Origin of the sequence: Campylobacter hyointestinalis subsp. hyointestinalis, from assembly GCF_013372145.1 — a bacterium.
GTDB lineage: Bacteria > Campylobacterota > Campylobacteria > Campylobacterales > Campylobacteraceae > Campylobacter > Campylobacter hyointestinalis.
The window spans coordinates 573357-590923 of sequence record NZ_CP053827.1 but is presented as its reverse complement, the minus strand read 5'-3'; the positions used below and the strand labels follow the sequence as shown (position 1 = coordinate 590923).

The following is a 17567-nucleotide window of genomic DNA, read 5'->3' as shown; positions in this document are numbered from 1 at the left end:
TTTACCTAAAGAGTTATTTTGCCAAAAAGCACGTCATCTATACTTTTATCAAACAGCCTAAACATAGAAAGTAGCTTAAAATCAAGCATATCATCGCTTGAGCTTAGATAAAAGCTATTTTGCGCTTGCTCATCAAAGAGCCACATATAGCTATCATCTTTCCCTTTTGCGAAACTAGCAAATTTAGAGTTTGATTTTCCTATGTAAAAATATATATATCCATTTGGAAAGGCGATGCTTAGCATATCTTCTAAAAGGCTTATCTCTTCTTTTGAGTTGATCTCGCCAAGAGATGGATATAGCGATCTTAAAGATACGAAAGGAAGTATAGGTCTAGAGCTATTTTTTCTATTTATTTTTCTTAGAAAATAGCTTTCAAACCAGTCTCTATCTTCATCGCATATCACGATAAAAGTAAAGCCGTCTAAAAGGTACTTTATCCTAGAAGCTAGCAGTGGCGCCCACTCCACGCGCCTTTCTTCCATCCAACTCATAAGAGGACTATCATCTCTGATAGCCTCTAAGCTCCATTTCATAAAATCGCTCATTAAGCGTCCAGTTTGTATGCTTTATGTAAAGCTCTTACGGCTAATTCACCGTATTTTGACGCAACTATCATAGAGATCTTTATCTCGCTAGTAGATATCATTTGTATATTTATACCCTCATCTGCTAAAGTAGTAAATGCAAGGCTAGCTATACCACTATGACTTTTCATACCGACGCCCACAACACTTACTTTTACCACGTCGCTATCTATCTCTACGCTTCTTGCTGTTCCTTCCACCACTTCTCTAGCTGCTTCCATTTCATTTTGAGGGACGGTAAATCCGAGGCTTGTAGTGCCATCTTCGTGACTTGTATTTTGGATTATCATATCTACGTTTATATTTTTTGCGGCAAGTTTAGTAAAAATCGCAGCTGCAACGCCAGGTTTATCAACGACTCCTCGCAAAGTAACCCTAGCTTGATTTTTATCTAGTGCAATGCCGCTGATGAGTACTTGCTCCATACTGCTATTTTCCATATTTGCTTCTCCTGTTATTAATGTTCCTTCATTATTATTAAAACTACTTCTTGTTACTAAATTTACGTTTAATTTTTTAGCTAGTTCAACGCTTCTGTTTTGCAATACCTTTGCACCCATACTTGCAAGCTCAAGCATCTCATCATAGCTTATCTTATCAAGTTTTTTGGCTTTTGGCTCTATCCTAGGATCGGTGGTATAAACCCCATCTACATCAGTGTAGATCTCACATAAATCAGCATGCAAAGCTCCAGCTAGTGCAACAGCACTTAGATCACTTCCTCCACGACCAAGAGTAGTCACATCGCCATCCACACTAACTCCTTGAAATCCAGCAACAACGACTATCTTGCCCTCGCCAAGAGCTTTTTTCAAATTCGTGCAGTCTATCTCTAAGATCCTAGCTTTAGTATGAACATCATCTGTTATGATCCCTGCTGCTCTACCGCTCATAGCAACAGCTTCATAACCTTTTTCATTTAATGCTATAGATAAAAGCGAACTAGTTACTCTCTCTCCAGCGCTTAAAAGCATATCCATATCTTTACTAGCAGGGGCTATTTTAGTAAAATACTCGGCATATTCTATAAGTTTATTTGTAACTCCACTCATAGCAGAAACTACGACTACTACATCATTTCCGGCTTTTTTTGTATCTATTACTCTTTTTGATACTTCTTCTATTCGCTCAAGCGTTCCGACGCTTGTACCACCGTATTTTTGAACTATAAGCATTAAATATATCCCTCTTCTTTAAAATATTTCAAAACTTTATGATAAACACTTTTTTTAAAGTGATTAACATTTTCTAAAACCATATTTTCTTTGATAAACTTATAGTCATCAAATTCAGGGTGCTTTGTTTTTAAGTTTATCTTCGCTTTAGGCTTTAATCTGACCAAAAAATACTTTTGAATTTGTCCGTCGTATGGCGACATTTTTTGTGCTATATTTTCAGGAAAATCATAGCTAAGCCACTCAGGATGTTCGCAAAGTATCTCAATGTCGTTTGTGCCTATCTCTTCGTTAAGCTCTCTTAAAAGTGCATCTTTAGGTTTTTCTCCTTTGTCGATTCCGCCTTGAGGAAATTGCCAAGCACCTTTGATATCATATCTTTGTGCAATGAAAATATTGCATTCAAGAGGATATAAAGGAGAGAGTATAACAGCAGCCACATTTGGTCTGTATTTTTTTTCTTTCTCCATTTTTTGTTCCTAAATTTTTAGGAAAAATGCTACCCTAAAAGGCTTTAAAGTTTAATTAACTTATAATACAAAACAAATTTTATGCCTGTTTAATTAAGCTTATAAACGCGTAAATTTTTTATCAAAATAGACGGAATTTAGGAGAGAACTTGCAGATATATATCCACATACCATTTTGTGAGTCAAAATGCCCTTACTGCGCTTTTGGCTCACACAGCGATAAATTTAGTCAAGTCAAAAAATATTTTTTAGCTCTAAACCATGAAATACAAAATACGATTTTGGATCTTAACGAAAAAATAACTACGATATTTATAGGTGGCGGTACGCCAAGTAGCGTAAATGCTGAGTTTTACGCTCAAATTTTTGAAGCCTTAAGACCAAAATTAGCAAAAAACGCAGAGATCACTAGTGAAGCAAATCCAAATTCGGCAAATTTACAATGGCTAGAAGATATGAAGAGACTTGGCGTTAATCGCATAAGTTTTGGAGCTCAAAGTTTTGATGAAAAAAAGCTAAGATTATTAGGTAGAATTCATAGTAAAAACGCGATATTTAAAGCCGTGCAAAATGCAAAGATCGCTAAATTTAAAAATATCAACGTAGATCTGATGTATGGCACTAAACTAGACACAAAAAAACTTCTTAAGTGTGAGCTTGAAAATATAGCAAATTTAGGCATTTCTCACGTTTCTGCGTATTCGCTTAGCTTAGAAGAAAAAACGCCTTTTTGGGACAAACTAAATTTAAAAAAAGATAGTTTAAGTTTAGCAAGATATCTTATAAACGGACTTGAAGATATAGGTTTTAAACAATATGAAATATCAAATTTTGGTAAAATTTGCACTCATAATCTAGGCTATTGGAAGCAAAAAGATTATTTAGGTTTTGGAGCTTACGCAGTTGGGACTATTGCAGATAAAAGGTTTTATTCGCCAAGTGATTTAGATGAGTATATAGCAAATCCACTGCAAAAAAAGGTAGAAATTTTAAGCAAAAAAGATATGTTAGAAGAACATATCTTTTTAGGGCTTAGAAGCTGTGTCGGGATAAAACTATCAAATTTAGACAAGAAAAAGATCGAAAAAGTAGAGCTTTTAGAAAAAGAAAATAAAATTTATATAAAAAACGGACGAGCATTTAATGCAAATTTTCTCATAGCAGATGAAATTTCTCTGTTTTTAACCTAGCAATTAGTAAAAAAACGCTAAAATGCAAGACTAACTTTTTAATGGGAAATAGTAATGTTTGGAATGAGCTTATCAGAGATAATAATAATAGCCGTTGTTGCTGTGATTTTTTTAGGTCCAGATAAACTACCAGATGCAATGGTAAAGATCGCAAAATTCTTTAAGATGTTTAAACAGACGATAAATTCAGCAAAAAGTACGTTTGAGCAAGAAGTCAAGATAGCAGAGCTCAAAGAAGACGCTAAAAAGTATAAAGAAAGCGTACAAAATGCGACTAATGCAGTAAGAAAAAAGCTTACGTTTGAAGAGCTTGACGAGCTAAAAAGTAGCATAAACGAAACAAAAAATAGCGTAAATGAAAGCCTAGAAAATATCAAAAACGATATAAAAAGCCCATTAAATTCTCTAAATAGTGGCGATATCTTAAAGGATGAAACAGAGCAAAAACCAGCCCAAACTACCCTAAATTTAGAAAATAAAAAAGAGGCATAATGTTTGAAGATTTAAGACCGCATTTGATTGAACTTAGAAAAAGATTGTTAATAAGTGTTTTTGCTTTAATAGTATGTTTTATAGTATGTTTTAACTTTTGGAATCCAATCCTAGCTTATATGACAGCCCCTTTAAAAGCAGTTCTTCCAGCAGGAAGTAACATAATCTTTACTCAAGTCGCAGAGCCATTTTTCACTGCGATGAAAGTAGCATTTTTCGCTGGATTACTCCTATCTTTACCTATCATTTTTTGGCAATTTTGGCTATTTGTAGCACCGGGTCTTTATGAAAATGAGAAAAAATACGTCATACCGTTCGTATTTAGCGCAACTCTTATGTTTTTAGTAGGAGCTGCGTTTTGTTATTATTTCGTAGTTCCAGTCGGTTTTCATTTTTTGATAAATTTTGGAGGAGAGCTATTTCAAGCATTGCCTAGTATAGGCGATTACGTTGGATTTTTTACTAAGCTAGTCGTAGCTTTTGGGATAAGCTTTGAACTTCCAGTCGTTACATTTTTCTTAGCAAAGCTAGGAATGGTTGATGATAAAACGCTCAAAGGATTTTTTAGATACGCCATAGTTGTTATATTTATATTTGCCGCTATAATGACACCTCCTGACATCTTAAGCCAGTTTTTACTTGCTGTACCGCTAATAGGACTTTACGCGCTGTCGATTTTGATAGCAAAAATGGTAAATCCAGCACCAAAAGACGATGATGGAGAGGACTCAAAAGAAGATGAGCAAGAAGATGAATAATCAAGTATTTGCTCTTAGTAGTTACGACTATGAGCTTCCTAGTGATCTTATAGCTACGTCTCCAACTATCCCTAAAGAAGATGGAAAACTCCTAGTTTATGATAGAAACAAAGATCAAATTTTCCACTATAAATTTGGAGATTTAGCTAAAATACTACCACCTTGTAATATCATCTTTAACGATACTAAAGTCATAAAAGCGCGAATTTACGGAACAAAGCAAAGCGGAGGAAAGATAGAACTTTTACTAAACTCACCGCTAAATGATAACAAATTTAGCTGTTATATAAAAGGAAAAACTAGCGTTCATACTATTTTAAATTTCGATCTTAATTTAAAAGCAGAAGTTTTAGAGCTAGGTGATGATGCTAGCAGAGTCGTGCGTTTCACAAAAGATGGCAAAGTCATAACAATAAGCGAACTTTATGAGATCTTAGCAAGTATCGGGCATGTACCACTTCCACCATACATAAAAAGAGAAGACAGCAAAGACGATGAAAACTGGTATCAAAGCATATTTGCTAAAAATCCAGGAGCCGTAGCGGCGCCTACTGCGAGCTTGCATTTTAGTCCTGAAATGCTAACAAATTTAAAAAAAAATCACGAGATCAGCTATATCACACTGCACGTTGGAGCAGGAACTTTTAAAGGCGTTGGGAGCGATGATATAAGAGATCATAAAATGCATAGCGAATTTTACGATATACCAAAAAATACTGAGGGTATCATAAACTCAAATGCTAAAATTCTAGGCGTAGGTACTACTGTTACAAGGTGCATTGAGTACTACGCTAGAACAAAACAAGCAAATGGCTTTTGTGATCTATTTTTACATCCGCAAAACAGACCCCAAAGACAAGACTATTTACTTACAAATTTTCACCTACCAAAATCAACTCTTATAATGCTAGTTGCGAGCTTTATAGGGCTTGAAAAAACAATGGAAATTTATAAAATAGCCGTAGAAAATAGATATAAATTCTACTCTTATGGCGACTCTATGCTGATAATTTAGGAGAAAAATATGAGATTTGCAGCGGTTTTTGTGACGAGTTTTGCATTTGCTACCGAGTCCTATATAGACAAATATTTAAAACTAGGTGCGCCCGTACTAAACGAACAAACTCATTTATCTTTAGAAAGTACACTATTAGTGCTATTATCTCTTATGATAGCTATTTTATTTATGTTCTTTATTTTTATAAAAATTCAAAAAAGAAGACAAAAAAAGTTATTTACGACTAAGCGCAGTCGAACGATAAAAAAACCATTTTATATGGCAAAGATCGATACATCTCCTATCGTCCACAAGCCTCATGACGGAGATATTGTACAAGAATTATCATTTTATTTTCAAATGCTCCATAAGATCAATGCAACAAATAATAATACGGTAGTGTTTGATTATGATATAAGATATTTTAGAAACTACAAGGCAGATTATCATACGATATTATATATGATACACGGGATTGTCGAGTTTCTTACAAATTCTACTAAAAACTCTACTATAGCTATCGTTTTTAAGCATATTGAAGAGATAGAAGGAAAGATCAAATTTAGCGTTTCTATAAAATTACACGGCGATTTTACCGGACATGGCAATATGATAAGAATGTCAATAGCAGGAACAAATAAAAATATATACTATAAAAAGCTGTCTTTAGCTTGCTACAGAGCAAAGATACTAGGTACAAATATAAAATATACAAGTAACAAAAGCGAGTCTGAGTTTGTTTTTGAGCTAAATCTAACACCTACTAAAGAGATACCAAGATATCATTTCCAAAACACAGATAAACAAACAACTGCTATCATAGCAGAAGACAATAAAAACTCTTATAATATCCTACGTTCTCAGCTTGAGTATTACGGCATAAAAATAGAGCCAAACAGTAGCTGGAGCATCATCAAAAGACATATAACAGATACTATTTTTAGACCAAATATAGTCTTTATCCAAGCAAAAATTATAAAAAAATTACCGATTCAAGAATTAAATATGCTTAAAGAATATAAAGAAAGAAAAAATATAAGCGTAGTCATCATCAGCAATAATGAGAATTTCGATAAAATTCAAGAAGATATAAAATTCGACACATACACGTTAAAGCAACCTTATACCTCAGATACACTACTTGCTATATTAAACAAAACAGTAGAAGAGACTTTATGGCGTGGAAATGGTGGAGTTTAGCCTAGCTTTTTTATCTTAGAGATGAAAAATGCACTCATAAGATCATCTGGCAATATCCTAACTCCAAATTCATTTTTTACGCATGATTTTAGATCAAAGTCTACAGCTTCTAGTTCTATCTCAAATTTAGAAGCCAAAGCGTTTTTGATGACATCTTCGTTCTCTTCTTCGTAAAAAGTACAAGTACTATAAACTATCTCTCCACCTACTTTTAAAGCACTAAGGGCCGCATTTAAAAGCTGTTTTTGAAGTCTAGCTATGGATTTTATCTCTTTAAAGGATTTTTCTTTAAAGTTTTCATTATATAAGGAATACGACGAACAAGGTGCGTCTAGTAAGATTTTATCAAATTTATTTGCGCAAGTATAAGCCACGCTTCTAGCGTCTTTGTTGTATGTTTTTACCCATTCGCAGCCGTAATTTTTTAAATTTGCCTTTAGCTTAAAAAATCTCTCTTTATTTGCCTCCATCGCAGCCAAATTTCCACTTCCACTCATCAAATTTGCTAAAACTATACTCTTACCTCCAGGGCTTGAGCACATATCAAGGACAAAATCCCCTGTTTTTGGATTTAGCGTTAATGGCGATAGATAGCTACTTAAATTTTGCAAATAAATTCTACCTTCATTAAAAACTGCTGATTTTGTGACGAGCTCTTTAAATTTAAAATCACAAACGTAAAAATCACCAAAACCGCTATATCTAAAATCCACACCCAAATTTAAAAGCTCATTTAAAGCGTCTTGTTTTGTAGTTTTTAGTAAATTTATAAAAAATCCAACTTGTTTTGGCTGAAAAAAACTATCCCAAACTTTATCAAAGATATCAGTTGCAACCAAATTTCTTAAATCATCTTTAAAACTCATTTTATAAAATCCCTAAATATCTTTTTAGTATTATCATCGCGGCAATACTATCAAATTTACCGTCTCTTTTATCTTTTACCAAAGCACTTGCTTCAAAACTCGAATACGCTTCATCTTGATATATTATCTCCCCATCAAATCCAACAAGCGATATAAAATGCTTTATTCTTCTTTGCATTTCATCTTCGCTAGATCCTCCTTTTGGAAGCCCCACTACAAGCGTTTTGGCGTTTTTTTCTTTTAGCATTTTTAGAGTGTCATTTGCTGCTTGAACACGATTTTTACGAAGTATCGGCTCACTAGGTAAAACTAGAACTTTGTTAGGAGCAAAAGCGACTCCTATTCTTTTTAAGCCAACGTCTATCGCGACTATCATTGTAAAATCCTTATGTAAATGCCATCTATTACGATTTTACCATCAAGCTCGTATTCATATAAAATATCGCCAAATTTAGCATAGCATTCATCGAAATTTGAGTTAGTTTTTATAAAGCTTAGTACCTCATCACCGCTTTGTACAGATGTTTTTTCACTCTTAAACAAAAGCGCGAATTCATCAAAATCAGTGATTAGCTCAGCTTTTTTATTTTTTAAAAGCTCATTTGTCCCATTGCTTTCACCTAGGCGTTGAGGAAGCACAAATAAAGGTATATTCATATCTAAAGCAAGTCTGGCGCTACTCATAGAACCACTTTTTAAATCAGCTTCGCCTACAACGACCGCGTCACTTAAAGCTACTACGATGCGATTTCGCTCTAAAAAGCTCCAAGGAGTTGCTATAAAACTTGGCTCATACTCGCTTAGAGCAAGTGAGTTTTTATAAATTTGTTCTATTATTTTTTTATTTTGAGCAGGATAGATATTTTCAAGTCCGTTGCCAAAAACTGCTATGGTATGAGGATAGGCTCCGACGTGAGCAACGCAGTCAGTACCGATCGCCGCTCCACTAACAACACAGATACCATGATTTTTAAGAATAAGAGCTAGGCTATAAACTAAATTTTTAGTGTATTGCGAACATTTTCTTGAACCAACTATAGCAATTTTTGGAAAGTCTAAAAGCCGAAGATCACCTTTATAGTAAAGTTTATCTACTGGTTTTTTGAGTAATTTTAGACTGGTTGGAATTTCAGTTATAAAGTCCATATATGTCTTTCAGATAAACTACGTCTACATCTTTTAAAATAGTTTGTTTGGCTATCTTTAAAGCTTCGAATGTCGAGTCGTGTGGATGTCCTATAGCTATGGCATACCCTCTTTTTTTTGCTTGTTTTATAGCCAAGCTAAGCTGTTTTAGTATCTTTGAAACGTCTTGATCGTTATCTAAAAACACGTCTCTTTTTACATATTTTAGCCCAAGCTCCTTACTTACATAGCTTACTTTAGACGTATTTGAAGTCAGACTATCTACAAACAATATACCCATTTTATCAAGTGAGCTTAAAAGTATCTGCATAGACTTATAGTTGCTAGTAAATTTACTACCCGTGTGATTGTTGATATACTTGACGTTGCCAAATTGATTTTTTATAGTAGATATCCTATCTTCTATCTTGCTTTTTGAGTCGCCTACTTTTAATGTATTTGGCTCGGCTTTACTAAAAAACATAGCCTCAAGAGGAAGATGTATCATATAAAACTCAAAACCTTTAGAGATGGCGACTGTGTTTGGATGGGCTTTAGTAGGAGGAAATATAGAAGGCGTGATTTTTAAGCCTAAAGATTTTATTTTATCTGCTTGAGCTCTGTATGCTACATCATCTATGATGATCGCTAGTTTGGCTCTAGTATTTGCTTGATGCTTTTCTTTATTATGTAAAATTTCTGGCGTTTTTGTCTCTTTTTGACTAAGATTTTCATCTTTTTTTAAATTTATATTCACATCTTTTTGAGTATCGCTGATATTTGCGTCTTGTTTTAAATTTATACCTGTCTCTTTTTGGCTAACATTTTCATCTTTTTTTAAATTTATAAATGTATTGTTTGTGCTTATATTTTGCTCTGATTTATGAGTTTTACTAAGATTTAAATCGCTAAGAACATGAGCTGTGCTAATATCCTTTGAGCTATTTTTAGATATGTTTTTTTTCTGAGTATCAAGGTACTCTTCTATCTTGGAAATCGTTTTTTGATCATCTTTAACGACATTTTTATTTGAGTTCGTAACTAGATATAAAACAGCAAAAATGATAGATATACAAATAAATATACCGATATAAACTTTAAAAGCCCCCTTTTTAAATTTAGGGAGCTTTTTTCTTTTTTTTGACTTTGCCAATTAGTTTTTGTCTTTATTTACAAGTTTGCCTTTGTTTATCCAAGGCATCATAGCACGAAGTTTTTCGCCAGTTTTGTTGAGCAAACTCGCATCGCTGATCTTTCTTTCAGCGTTCATTTTTGTATAACCCGCTTTTCTTTCTAAGATAAAGTTTTTAGCAAAAGTTCCATTTTGGATCTCTTTTAAGATCTCTTTCATAGCAGCTTTACTGCTTTCATTTACAACTCTTACTCCACTTACGTAATCGCCGTATTCAGCAGTATTTGATATAGAATATCTCATATCGCTCATTCCACCTTGATAGATTAGATCAACGATAAGCTTCATCTCGTGTAAGCACTCGAAATACGCCATCTCAGGCTCATATCCAGCTTCAGTTAATGTCTCAAATCCAGCATTTATAAGAGCACAAAGCCCACCGCAAAGTACAGCTTGCTCACCAAATAAATCTGTTTCTGTTTCATCTTTAAACGTAGTTTCTATGATACCTGTTCTTCCGCCACCTATCGCACTTGCATAGCTCAAAGCTAGATCTTTTGCCTTGCCTGTTGCGTCTTGAGATACAGCGATAAGATCAGGAATTCCGCCGCCATTTATAAATTCATTTCTTACAGTATGACCAGGAGCCTTTGGAGCTATCATAATGCAGTCGATACCTTTTGGAGGGACTATTTGACCATAATGAACGTTAAAACCGTGTCCAAAAGCTATAGCGTTTCCTTCGCTTAAATTCGGTTCTATCTCGGCTTTAAAAATATCTGCTTGAAGCTCATCTGGAGTTAGTATCATTATAAGATCTGCGTATTTTGTAGCATCACTTACGCTCATTACTTTAAATCCCTTAGCTTCTGCTTTTGCCCAGCTTTTGCCTTTTGGATTTAAACCCACTACAACCTCAACGCCGCTGTCTCTTAAGTTTTCAGCGTGAGCGTGACCTTGAGAACCAAAACCTATCATAGCAACTTTTTTGGACTTTATTAAACTTAGATCACAATCCTTGTCATAATAAACTGTTATAGCCATAACTTTATCCTTTGTTAAAATTTATTTTAAAATTATACTATCACTGAAATTTAAAATCACTGAAATTTAAAATATTATCTAAATTTAAGATATATAAAAAGCACATTGTAGTAGAATTACTTAAAAATTTTATCAATAAAGTTGAAAATATGAATCAAGCAATATACAAAAGCATAAAAACTTTGCCTCCATTTGATGGAACAGTCGCTAAGATACAACAAATTTGTTGTGATGAAGATAGCAATATCAAAGATCTAATAGAAGTGATTAAAACAGATCCTATGCTAACTGCAAATATTTTACGCTCAGCAAATAGTCCGCTTTATGGATTTAGCAGAGAAATAACAGATATCAACCGCGCAGTTATGTTGTTTGGCTTAGCCACCATAAGAGGCTTTGCGCTCTGCGGAGCTATCAAAAAAACGTTTTCTATAGATTTAAGTCCGTATAAAATTTCAAGTGAAGCATTTTTAAATATGGCAACCGCTCAAAATGCACTTATTTTTAACTGGTACGGAAGCGTAAATAGAGAGCTTTTAAAAGTACTATCTCCTGCTAGCTTTATGATGGAAGTCGGTAAAATCATAGTGGCAAAAGAGTTAATAGAGCATGAAAAGGACGCATCTTTTAAAGATGCACTAAAAAACATAAGCAGTCCAAATGATCTTTCAGAATTAGAAATAAAAATGGTTGGTATATCAAATGAAGAGGTCGCTGCTAAGATTTTTGAGCAATGGAACCTAGAAACAGAACTTGTTGAGGCTATATTGTATTCAAGCAATCCAGATGACGCTCCTGAATCTATAAAAGAGTGTGCTATCGCTCTAAAAATAGTCAAAAGTGCTATCAATGTATTTGGACAACTTACAGATGAAAATTTAGAAAGTACGCTTACTCTACTTGATACTTATGGCTTTGAACAAGCTAAATTTATAGATGCGGTTAAAAAAGTCAAAGGGTGAAAGAATTCCTAAAAGCTCTTCAAAATGGAGTAGATGATAAATTTATAAAAGCCGAATTTAAAGAGATTCTTCGCGTATTAGAACAACTAAAAGCCGTCAAAAAATATAAAAATAGATATTATATGAATGACGGTTATGTATGTGGAAAACTAGACATAAGTAGCAACGCTACTGGTTTTTTATACTCTTATGATAGGCGTTTTAAACAAGATCTTATCATAGAAAATAGACATTTAAACGGCGCTCATTTTGGCGATATAGTTCTAGCTAAGCTTACAAATTCAAAAAAATCAAGACTTCATGCTGTTGTTATAGCAGTTTTGGTAATGGCAAATGAAACAAGCGTAGTTTATACCAAAAAATTTGGCGGGGCCATAATGGGAGTAAACATCAAAACAGGACTTAATATAGCCCTAAAAGCTAGCCAAAAATCGCTAAAAGAACTACCCCTAGGAACCGTTTTAAAAATAAATAATTTAGACAATGATATCACAGAAGTCCTAGGCGTCCTAAGCGATCCAAATGTCGATGAAAAGATATCTCTTGGCATATTCAATAAAAAAGATACTTTTAGCAAAACTAGCCAAAATGAGGCTTTGAGCTATGGAGATAATGTAGATAAAAGTATGTATCCAAATAGAGTAGATCTAACTGAGCTTGCTTTTTGCACAATAGATCCAGTAGATGCAAAAGATTTTGATGATGCTATTTATTTTGATAAAAAAAATAGAACCATATATGTAGCTATCGCCGATGTAAGCGAGTATGTAGTGCCATACTCAGCGATCGACAAAGAGGCTAAATTTAGAGGATTTTCCATATATTTTCCACATATTGCCATTCCGATGCTACCAAGAAATCTTAGCGAAAATATCTGCTCTTTGAAACAGGGTTGCGACAGGCTCGCATTTGTTTTTAAAATAACACTAGATGAAAACTTAGAATCTAGCAAAGAAGAGCTTTTTGAAGCAGTTATTCACTCTAAAAAGCGATTTAGTTATGATGAAGTTGATGAGATATTAGCATTAAGAGCAAAAACAATAGATAGCATTCAAAGCTGGATACTTGATCTTTTTGAGCTTACAAAAAAACTAAAAGAGAATAGGCTTAAAAACGGATTTGATTTTAGAAGCAAAGAACTTCGGATGAAGCTCACGGACGGATTAGTCACGCAAACCTCTTATGAAAAAGAGACTGAGTCTCATGCTCTCATAGAAGACTGTATGCTTTTAGCAAACAAAGCCGCAGCAAAACGCATCAAAAAAGGAATATTTAGAAACCACGCTCAAGCTGATCTAAAAAAGATAAATACTCTTCTTGATGATCTAGCGCTTTTAGGCATAGACGTTCCTTATCAAAGCGATACCGTAAAACTCATCGCTAAAATTCAAACAAAAGCAGACGAGCTAGGCATCAGAGAAGATGTAGATAAGCTAATCATAAAAGCTCAAAAAAGAGCTGAATACGCAAGTGAGCCAAAAGGACACTTCGGGCTTGGATTTGAGCTTTACTCGCATTTCACAAGTCCTATTAGAAGATACTCTGATTTACTTTTGCATAGACTTTTAAAAGCAAATTTAAAAAATGATATAAAGCTTTTTAATTATCTTCTTTTAGATATAGAAGCCACTTGCGCAACATTAAATGAGCTTGAACGTGAAGCAGATAAAGTGGCATGGGACTTTATGGATAGAAAATTTGCTCGCTGGGCGGCTTTGAATTTAAATAAAAAATTCCGCTGCATTATAAGCGAAGTAGGAAATGAAAGCATAGCAAAACTAGACGATGAATTAAAAGGTGCTAAAATATTTATAGAAGGCTTTGCATGTGAGCTCTTAACGCCTGTTTTAGTAGAGATAAAAGAAGTCGATATCGCCTCTGCAAAGATCATCGCAAAAGTGGTAGAAAAATTAAATGTATAAAAAAGAGTTACAAAACCTATTAAACTCGCCGAAATTTCCAAACTATTTTTTACTTTTTGGAAATGAAGCTTATCAAGTTGAGCTTTTTACTAAAGAGATTCTTGATAAATTTGATGGTGAAAATAGACTAGATATTTATTTTGACGAGTATGATTTTAACGTTGCAAGATCGCATATATCAGAAACTTCGCTATTTTGTAATTCAAACGTGCTACATATAAAAGCAGACAAAAATATCCCCACAAAAGAGCTAAAAACTCTCATAGAAATATGCAAAAAAAACGAAAATAGCGCATTCATCTATGAATTTTATGAAAATGAAGATAAAATTTCATTTGAGGCACAAAAAGCATTTGGAGTAAATTTTGCAAGATTTTTTGTACCAGGCACTCCAAATGAAGCGATAAATTTACTCTCGTATCATGCGCAAAAACTAGGCGTAAATGCTACAAATGCAGCTCTTTATCAAATTTATACATTGCAAAATGAAAGCCTATATCTAGCAAGTAGCGAACTAAATAAGCTAGCAAGCTTGACAAAAAATGTTGATGAAAATATAGTAAATCAACTAGTCTTTAGCCTAAACGGAGTAAATTTCGAAACATTTTTTGATAAAATCATATCGTTGCAAAACATAAAAGATGATTTTATGAATTACGTGAGCGACTCAAACTTAAATGAAATGGCATTTGTAAACTCACTATATTCATCATTTTTTAGACTTTTTAGAATTCAAACCTATGTAAAAATTTATGGCGAATTTGATCTTAAAAAAGCTATCGGATATCTCCCTCCTCCAAACGTTGCAAATCAGCTAAAAAGGCAAGCTTTAGGTATAAATACAGAACTTTATATGCAAATTTTCCAGTTTTTAAATTTAACCGAGTATGATTTAAAAACAAAAAAAGATATAGAAAAAGAGAGTTTTTTACTATCTTCTATACTATCCATACAAAATCTAATAGCAAAAAACAGAAAATCTTAAGTGAGATTATGATAGAATACAAATTGCTTTTATTTTAAAGCAAATCCTTGCTCTTAATCAAGAGCTAAATACCCATAAGGAGAAATAATGAAACATTACGAGCTTTTATTCATCTTAAAGCCAACACTCACAGAAGATGAAGCTAAAGTTAAAGTTGACTTCATAAAAGGAGTTATTACAAAAAACGGCGGCGAAATCGCCAGCGTAGTAGAGATGGGAACTCGCAAACTTGCTTATAAAATAGACAAGTATGAAAGAGGAACTTATGTAGTTATATACTTCACAGCTCCAACAGCGCTTATAGCCGAACTAGTCAGAAACGTAAGAATTACTGAAGAAGTTATAAGATTTTTAACTGTAAAATATGAAAATAAAAGAGAGATTGCTGCTTGGGAAAAACTAAGCAAAGGTCAAAAATTAGTAGGTGCTAAAAAAGAAACAAGATCTGCAGAAAAACCAAGTGATTTAGAAGAATAAAAAGGATAGATTATGTTTAATAAAGTCGTTTTAGTCGGAAACCTAACAAGAGATATAGAACTTAGATATGCTCAAAGTGGCTCAGCCATAGGAAGTACAGGTATCGCAGTTACTAGAAAATTTAGTGGTGCAAACGGCGAAAAAAGAGAGGAAACGTGCTTTATTGACATCACTTTTTTTGGAAGACAAGCTGAAATCGCAAACCAATACCTAAATAAAGGCAGCAAAGTCCTTATAGAAGGTAGGTTAAAACTTGATCAATGGCAAGATCAGCAAGGCAATCCTCGCTCAAAGCATAGTATAACCGTAGAAAATATGGAAATGCTCGGGGGAAATCAAGGTGGATTTAAAGATCCTCAAACAAATAATACTCAAAATAATAGCTATCAAGAAACACAAAATAGCTACCAACAAAACTCGAATGTCGGAAGCAGACAAAACTTTGACTACAGTAACAGCAGCAAAGCTCCTATGCAACCAAAAAAAGAGCAAAATAGCGAGTATTACGAGGAAAAGATCCCGGTCATCAATGTAGATGATGAAAAATATGATAATGATGAAACTATTCCATTTTAAAGGATAAATAATGGCAGAAAAAAGAAAATATAGTAAAAAATATTGCAAATACACTGAAGCTAAAGTTGAGTTTATAGATTACAAAGATACAGGGCTTTTAAAATACTGTTTATCTGAAAGATTTAAAATCATGCCTAGACGTCTTACTGGTACAAGTAAAAAATATCAAGAGATGGTTGAAAAAGCTATAAAAAGAGCTAGACACGTTGCACTTATACCTTACATAGTTGATCGTGATAGCGTTGTAACAAATCCTTTCGAAGGTCTATAATACCAAAATTCGGTCGAAAACTCCGACCGAATTTATAACTTTCATCAAATTTAATAAATCAAAAATTTCTTATAAAATTTATTTTAATAACTTTTATAAATTTAGCTCATTAATCAGAGCCAAATTTATTTAAACCAGCTTTTTATCTTATCAAAAATACCATCTTCACTAGTAGTTCCACTCTTAACGCCGAAACTTTTTTGTAATTTTTCCAAAAGCTCTTTTTGTTCATCAGTAAGCTTTTTAGGTGTATTTATTGCTATTTGGACTACAAGACGACCATTTTTTTTCGTATGTGCATTTTTTACGCCTTCATTCTCAAAAATAAATTGCTGTTTGTCTTTTGCTCCAACTGGAAGTTTAAGATCCGCATCACCTCTTAAAGTAGGGATTTTTATGGTTTCACCTAGCATTGCTTGAGTAAAAAATACTGGTATTTCTATATAAACGTCATCGCCGTTTCTTACAAAATGATCGTCATCTTTTACATTGACCCTAACATAAAGATCGCCAGTACCACCTAGTCCTTTGTTTCCTTTTCCAGACACTCTTATACGAGTCCCAGTATCTACGCCCTCTGGTATGCTTATCTTTATACTATCTTCTTCTTGCTTAAATCCATTGCCGCCACAATCTTTGCATTTTTCTTTGATAGTTTCACCGCTACCATTACAATACGGACAAGTTTGAACAAAACTCATAAAGCCTTGTCTATGACTGATCTTTCCACGTCCTGCACAATGAGAACAAGTTGCTTTCTTACCGTCTTTTGATCCAGTACCGTTGCAAGTTTGGCAAGGCGTTTTAAAACTATACTTTATCTCTTTTTCGCATCCAAAAACAGCTTCGTTAAACTCAAGATTTACGATAGTTTCGATATCTAAGTTGTATTTATCCGAGCTTCTTCTACCTCCAGATCTACTACTAAAGCCACCGCCAAAAAATGAGCTAAAAATATCGCCCAAATCAAAATCACTGTCAAATCCGCTAAATCCATTTGAATTTAATCCGTCTTTTCCGTATTTATCGTAAATATCTCGTTTTTCACTATTGCTTAGAACCTCATAAGCTTCGTTTATGAGTTTAAACTTCTCTTCAGCTTCTTTGTCGCCTTGATTTCTATCTGGATGATATTTTAGAGCTAGTTTTCTATAAGCTTTTTTTATAACTTCAGCATCTGCGTCACGTGAAATCTCTAAAATTTCGTAGTAATCAAACTCCAAATCATTTCCTTTTATCTAAATTTAAATCGCATATTCTATCAAAAAAATACTTATATAATGCTAACCGTTCAATTTAATTTAATAATATCCCCTCTTATGATTTATAAAAAATAAA

20 protein-coding genes are annotated in these 17567 nt (G+C 33.5%); 11 read left to right on the top strand and 9 right to left on the bottom strand.

Annotated elements, in window-relative coordinates:
* Nucleotides 1–5: 5 nt before the first annotated feature.
* Genes CHHT_RS03175 through CHHT_RS03165 form a run of 3 tightly spaced genes read right to left on the bottom strand, consistent with a single transcriptional unit; the run spans nucleotide 6 to nucleotide 2232 of the window.
* Nucleotides 6–548, bottom strand: a complete 543-nt coding sequence (locus CHHT_RS03175) for a HobA family DNA replication regulator (protein WP_034962685.1) — start codon at nucleotides 546–548, stop codon at nucleotides 6–8.
* Nucleotides 548–1762, bottom strand: coding sequence for an aspartate kinase (locus tag CHHT_RS03170; RefSeq protein WP_034962684.1), 1215 nt, complete (start codon nucleotides 1760–1762; stop codon nucleotides 548–550). The genes CHHT_RS03175 and CHHT_RS03170 overlap by 1 nt, the downstream gene beginning before the upstream one ends.
* Nucleotides 1762–2232 carry an RNA pyrophosphohydrolase gene (locus tag CHHT_RS03165; RefSeq protein WP_034962683.1) on the bottom strand — a complete coding sequence of 157 codons (471 nt, stop codon included), beginning with the start codon at nucleotides 2230–2232 and terminating at the stop codon, nucleotides 1762–1764. Before CHHT_RS03165 ends, CHHT_RS03170 begins: the two co-directional genes overlap by 1 nt.
* Nucleotides 2233–2381: 149 nt before the next feature.
* On the opposite strand from CHHT_RS03165, the gene hemW reads away from it, so the two are divergent.
* Genes hemW through CHHT_RS03140 form a run of 5 tightly spaced genes read left to right on the top strand, consistent with a single transcriptional unit; the run spans nucleotide 2382 to nucleotide 6869 of the window.
* Nucleotides 2382–3422 carry a radical SAM family heme chaperone HemW gene (gene hemW, locus CHHT_RS03160; RefSeq protein WP_034962682.1) on the top strand — a complete coding sequence of 347 codons (1041 nt, stop codon included), beginning with the start codon at nucleotides 2382–2384 and terminating at the stop codon, nucleotides 3420–3422.
* A gap of 54 nt (nucleotides 3423–3476) precedes the next feature.
* Complete coding sequence (gene tatB, locus CHHT_RS03155) at nucleotides 3477–3914, top strand: Sec-independent protein translocase protein TatB (RefSeq protein WP_034962681.1); 438 nt, start codon at nucleotides 3477–3479, stop codon at nucleotides 3912–3914.
* Complete coding sequence (gene tatC, locus CHHT_RS03150; RefSeq protein ID WP_034962680.1) at nucleotides 3914–4672, top strand: twin-arginine translocase subunit TatC; 759 nt, start codon at nucleotides 3914–3916, stop codon at nucleotides 4670–4672. The genes tatB and tatC overlap by 1 nt, the downstream gene beginning before the upstream one ends.
* Nucleotides 4665–5687, top strand: coding sequence for a tRNA preQ1(34) S-adenosylmethionine ribosyltransferase-isomerase QueA (gene queA / locus CHHT_RS03145; protein ID WP_370510320.1), 1023 nt, complete (start codon nucleotides 4665–4667; stop codon nucleotides 5685–5687). Before tatC ends, queA begins: the two co-directional genes overlap by 8 nt.
* Before the next feature lie 9 nt (nucleotides 5688–5696).
* Nucleotides 5697–6869 carry a hypothetical protein gene (locus CHHT_RS03140; RefSeq protein ID WP_051663749.1) on the top strand — a complete coding sequence of 391 codons (1173 nt, stop codon included), beginning with the start codon at nucleotides 5697–5699 and terminating at the stop codon, nucleotides 6867–6869.
* On the opposite strand, the gene CHHT_RS03135 is transcribed toward CHHT_RS03140, so the two are convergent.
* The 5 genes from CHHT_RS03135 to ilvC are packed head-to-tail and all read right to left on the bottom strand — an operon-like array spanning nucleotide 6866 to nucleotide 11036.
* The gene (locus tag CHHT_RS03135; protein WP_051663748.1) at nucleotides 6866–7735 is read right to left on the bottom strand and encodes an RsmB/NOP family class I SAM-dependent RNA methyltransferase; all 870 of its coding nucleotides are present in this window, start codon (nucleotides 7733–7735) and stop codon (nucleotides 6866–6868) included. The genes CHHT_RS03140 and CHHT_RS03135 overlap by 4 nt on opposite strands.
* Before the next feature lies 1 nt (nucleotide 7736).
* Complete coding sequence (gene ruvX / locus CHHT_RS03130) at nucleotides 7737–8111, bottom strand: Holliday junction resolvase RuvX (RefSeq protein ID WP_034962678.1); 375 nt, start codon at nucleotides 8109–8111, stop codon at nucleotides 7737–7739.
* Complete coding sequence (locus tag CHHT_RS03125; protein ID WP_034962677.1) at nucleotides 8108–8881, bottom strand: DNA-processing protein DprA; 774 nt, start codon at nucleotides 8879–8881, stop codon at nucleotides 8108–8110. Before CHHT_RS03125 ends, ruvX begins: the two co-directional genes overlap by 4 nt.
* Nucleotides 8865–10013: a divergent polysaccharide deacetylase family protein gene (locus CHHT_RS03120; protein ID WP_051663747.1), complete on the bottom strand. Its 1149-nt coding sequence runs from the start codon at nucleotides 10011–10013 to the stop codon at nucleotides 8865–8867. The genes CHHT_RS03125 and CHHT_RS03120 overlap by 17 nt, the downstream gene beginning before the upstream one ends.
* Complete coding sequence (gene ilvC, locus CHHT_RS03115) at nucleotides 10014–11036, bottom strand: ketol-acid reductoisomerase (RefSeq protein WP_034962676.1); 1023 nt, start codon at nucleotides 11034–11036, stop codon at nucleotides 10014–10016. It abuts the gene before it with no gap.
* Between the two features lie 149 nt (nucleotides 11037–11185).
* Here ilvC and CHHT_RS03110 point away from each other — a divergent pair, with 149 nt between their 5' ends.
* From CHHT_RS03110 to rpsR, 6 genes are all read left to right on the top strand, one after another.
* Nucleotides 11186–11998 carry an HDOD domain-containing protein gene (locus CHHT_RS03110; protein ID WP_034962675.1) on the top strand — a complete coding sequence of 271 codons (813 nt, stop codon included), beginning with the start codon at nucleotides 11186–11188 and terminating at the stop codon, nucleotides 11996–11998.
* Nucleotides 11995–13920 carry an RNB domain-containing ribonuclease gene (locus tag CHHT_RS03105; RefSeq protein WP_034962674.1) on the top strand — a complete coding sequence of 642 codons (1926 nt, stop codon included), beginning with the start codon at nucleotides 11995–11997 and terminating at the stop codon, nucleotides 13918–13920. Before CHHT_RS03110 ends, CHHT_RS03105 begins: the two co-directional genes overlap by 4 nt.
* Entirely contained in the window at nucleotides 13913–14905 is a 993-nt protein-coding gene (locus tag CHHT_RS03100) for a DNA polymerase III subunit delta (RefSeq protein WP_034962673.1), read from the top strand. The genes CHHT_RS03105 and CHHT_RS03100 overlap by 8 nt, the downstream gene beginning before the upstream one ends.
* Nucleotides 14906–14992: 87 nt before the next feature.
* Nucleotides 14993–15382, top strand: coding sequence for a 30S ribosomal protein S6 (gene rpsF / locus CHHT_RS03095; protein WP_034962672.1), 390 nt, complete (start codon nucleotides 14993–14995; stop codon nucleotides 15380–15382).
* 12 nt (nucleotides 15383–15394) lie between these two features.
* Nucleotides 15395–15958 (top strand): single-stranded DNA-binding protein, encoded by a 564-nt coding sequence (locus CHHT_RS03090; protein WP_034962671.1) that lies wholly within the window; start codon nucleotides 15395–15397, stop codon nucleotides 15956–15958.
* A 10-nt stretch (nucleotides 15959–15968) separates the two neighbouring features.
* Complete coding sequence (rpsR, locus tag CHHT_RS03085) at nucleotides 15969–16229, top strand: 30S ribosomal protein S18 (protein ID WP_034962670.1); 261 nt, start codon at nucleotides 15969–15971, stop codon at nucleotides 16227–16229.
* Between the two features lie 125 nt (nucleotides 16230–16354).
* Here the strand turns inward: rpsR and dnaJ are convergent, their stop codons facing one another.
* A complete protein-coding gene (gene dnaJ, locus CHHT_RS03080) occupies nucleotides 16355–17452 on the bottom strand; it encodes a molecular chaperone DnaJ (RefSeq protein WP_034962669.1) in 1098 nt (365 codons plus the stop codon).
* Nucleotides 17453–17567 lie beyond the last annotated feature (115 nt).

Bases quoted from the DNA above. Each gene is read 5' to 3' on its own strand.
- CHHT_RS03175 (WP_034962685.1), bottom strand. From the start codon at position 548: ATGAGCGATTTTATGAAATGGAGCTTAGAGGCTATCAGAGATGATAGT.
- CHHT_RS03170 (WP_034962684.1), bottom strand. From the start codon at position 1,762: ATGCTTATAGTTCAAAAATACGGTGGTACAAGCGTCGGAACGCTTGAG.
- CHHT_RS03165 (WP_034962683.1), bottom strand. From the start codon at position 2,232: ATGGAGAAAGAAAAAAAATACAGACCAAATGTGGCTGCTGTTATACTC.
- tatB (WP_034962681.1), top strand. From the start codon at position 3,477: ATGTTTGGAATGAGCTTATCAGAGATAATAATAATAGCCGTTGTTGCT.
- tatC (WP_034962680.1), top strand. From the start codon at position 3,914: ATGTTTGAAGATTTAAGACCGCATTTGATTGAACTTAGAAAAAGATTG.
- queA (WP_370510320.1), top strand. From the start codon at position 4,665: ATGAATAATCAAGTATTTGCTCTTAGTAGTTACGACTATGAGCTTCCT.
- CHHT_RS03140 (WP_051663749.1), top strand. From the start codon at position 5,697: ATGAGATTTGCAGCGGTTTTTGTGACGAGTTTTGCATTTGCTACCGAG.
- CHHT_RS03135 (WP_051663748.1), bottom strand. From the start codon at position 7,735: ATGAGTTTTAAAGATGATTTAAGAAATTTGGTTGCAACTGATATCTTT.
- ruvX (WP_034962678.1), bottom strand. From the start codon at position 8,111: ATGATAGTCGCGATAGACGTTGGCTTAAAAAGAATAGGAGTCGCTTTT.
- CHHT_RS03125 (WP_034962677.1), bottom strand. From the start codon at position 8,881: ATGGACTTTATAACTGAAATTCCAACCAGTCTAAAATTACTCAAAAAA.
- ilvC (WP_034962676.1), bottom strand. From the start codon at position 11,036: ATGGCTATAACAGTTTATTATGACAAGGATTGTGATCTAAGTTTAATA.
- CHHT_RS03110 (WP_034962675.1), top strand. From the start codon at position 11,186: ATGAATCAAGCAATATACAAAAGCATAAAAACTTTGCCTCCATTTGAT.
- CHHT_RS03100 (WP_034962673.1), top strand. From the start codon at position 13,913: ATGTATAAAAAAGAGTTACAAAACCTATTAAACTCGCCGAAATTTCCA.
- rpsF (WP_034962672.1), top strand. From the start codon at position 14,993: ATGAAACATTACGAGCTTTTATTCATCTTAAAGCCAACACTCACAGAA.
- CHHT_RS03090 (WP_034962671.1), top strand. From the start codon at position 15,395: ATGTTTAATAAAGTCGTTTTAGTCGGAAACCTAACAAGAGATATAGAA.
- rpsR (WP_034962670.1), top strand. From the start codon at position 15,969: ATGGCAGAAAAAAGAAAATATAGTAAAAAATATTGCAAATACACTGAA.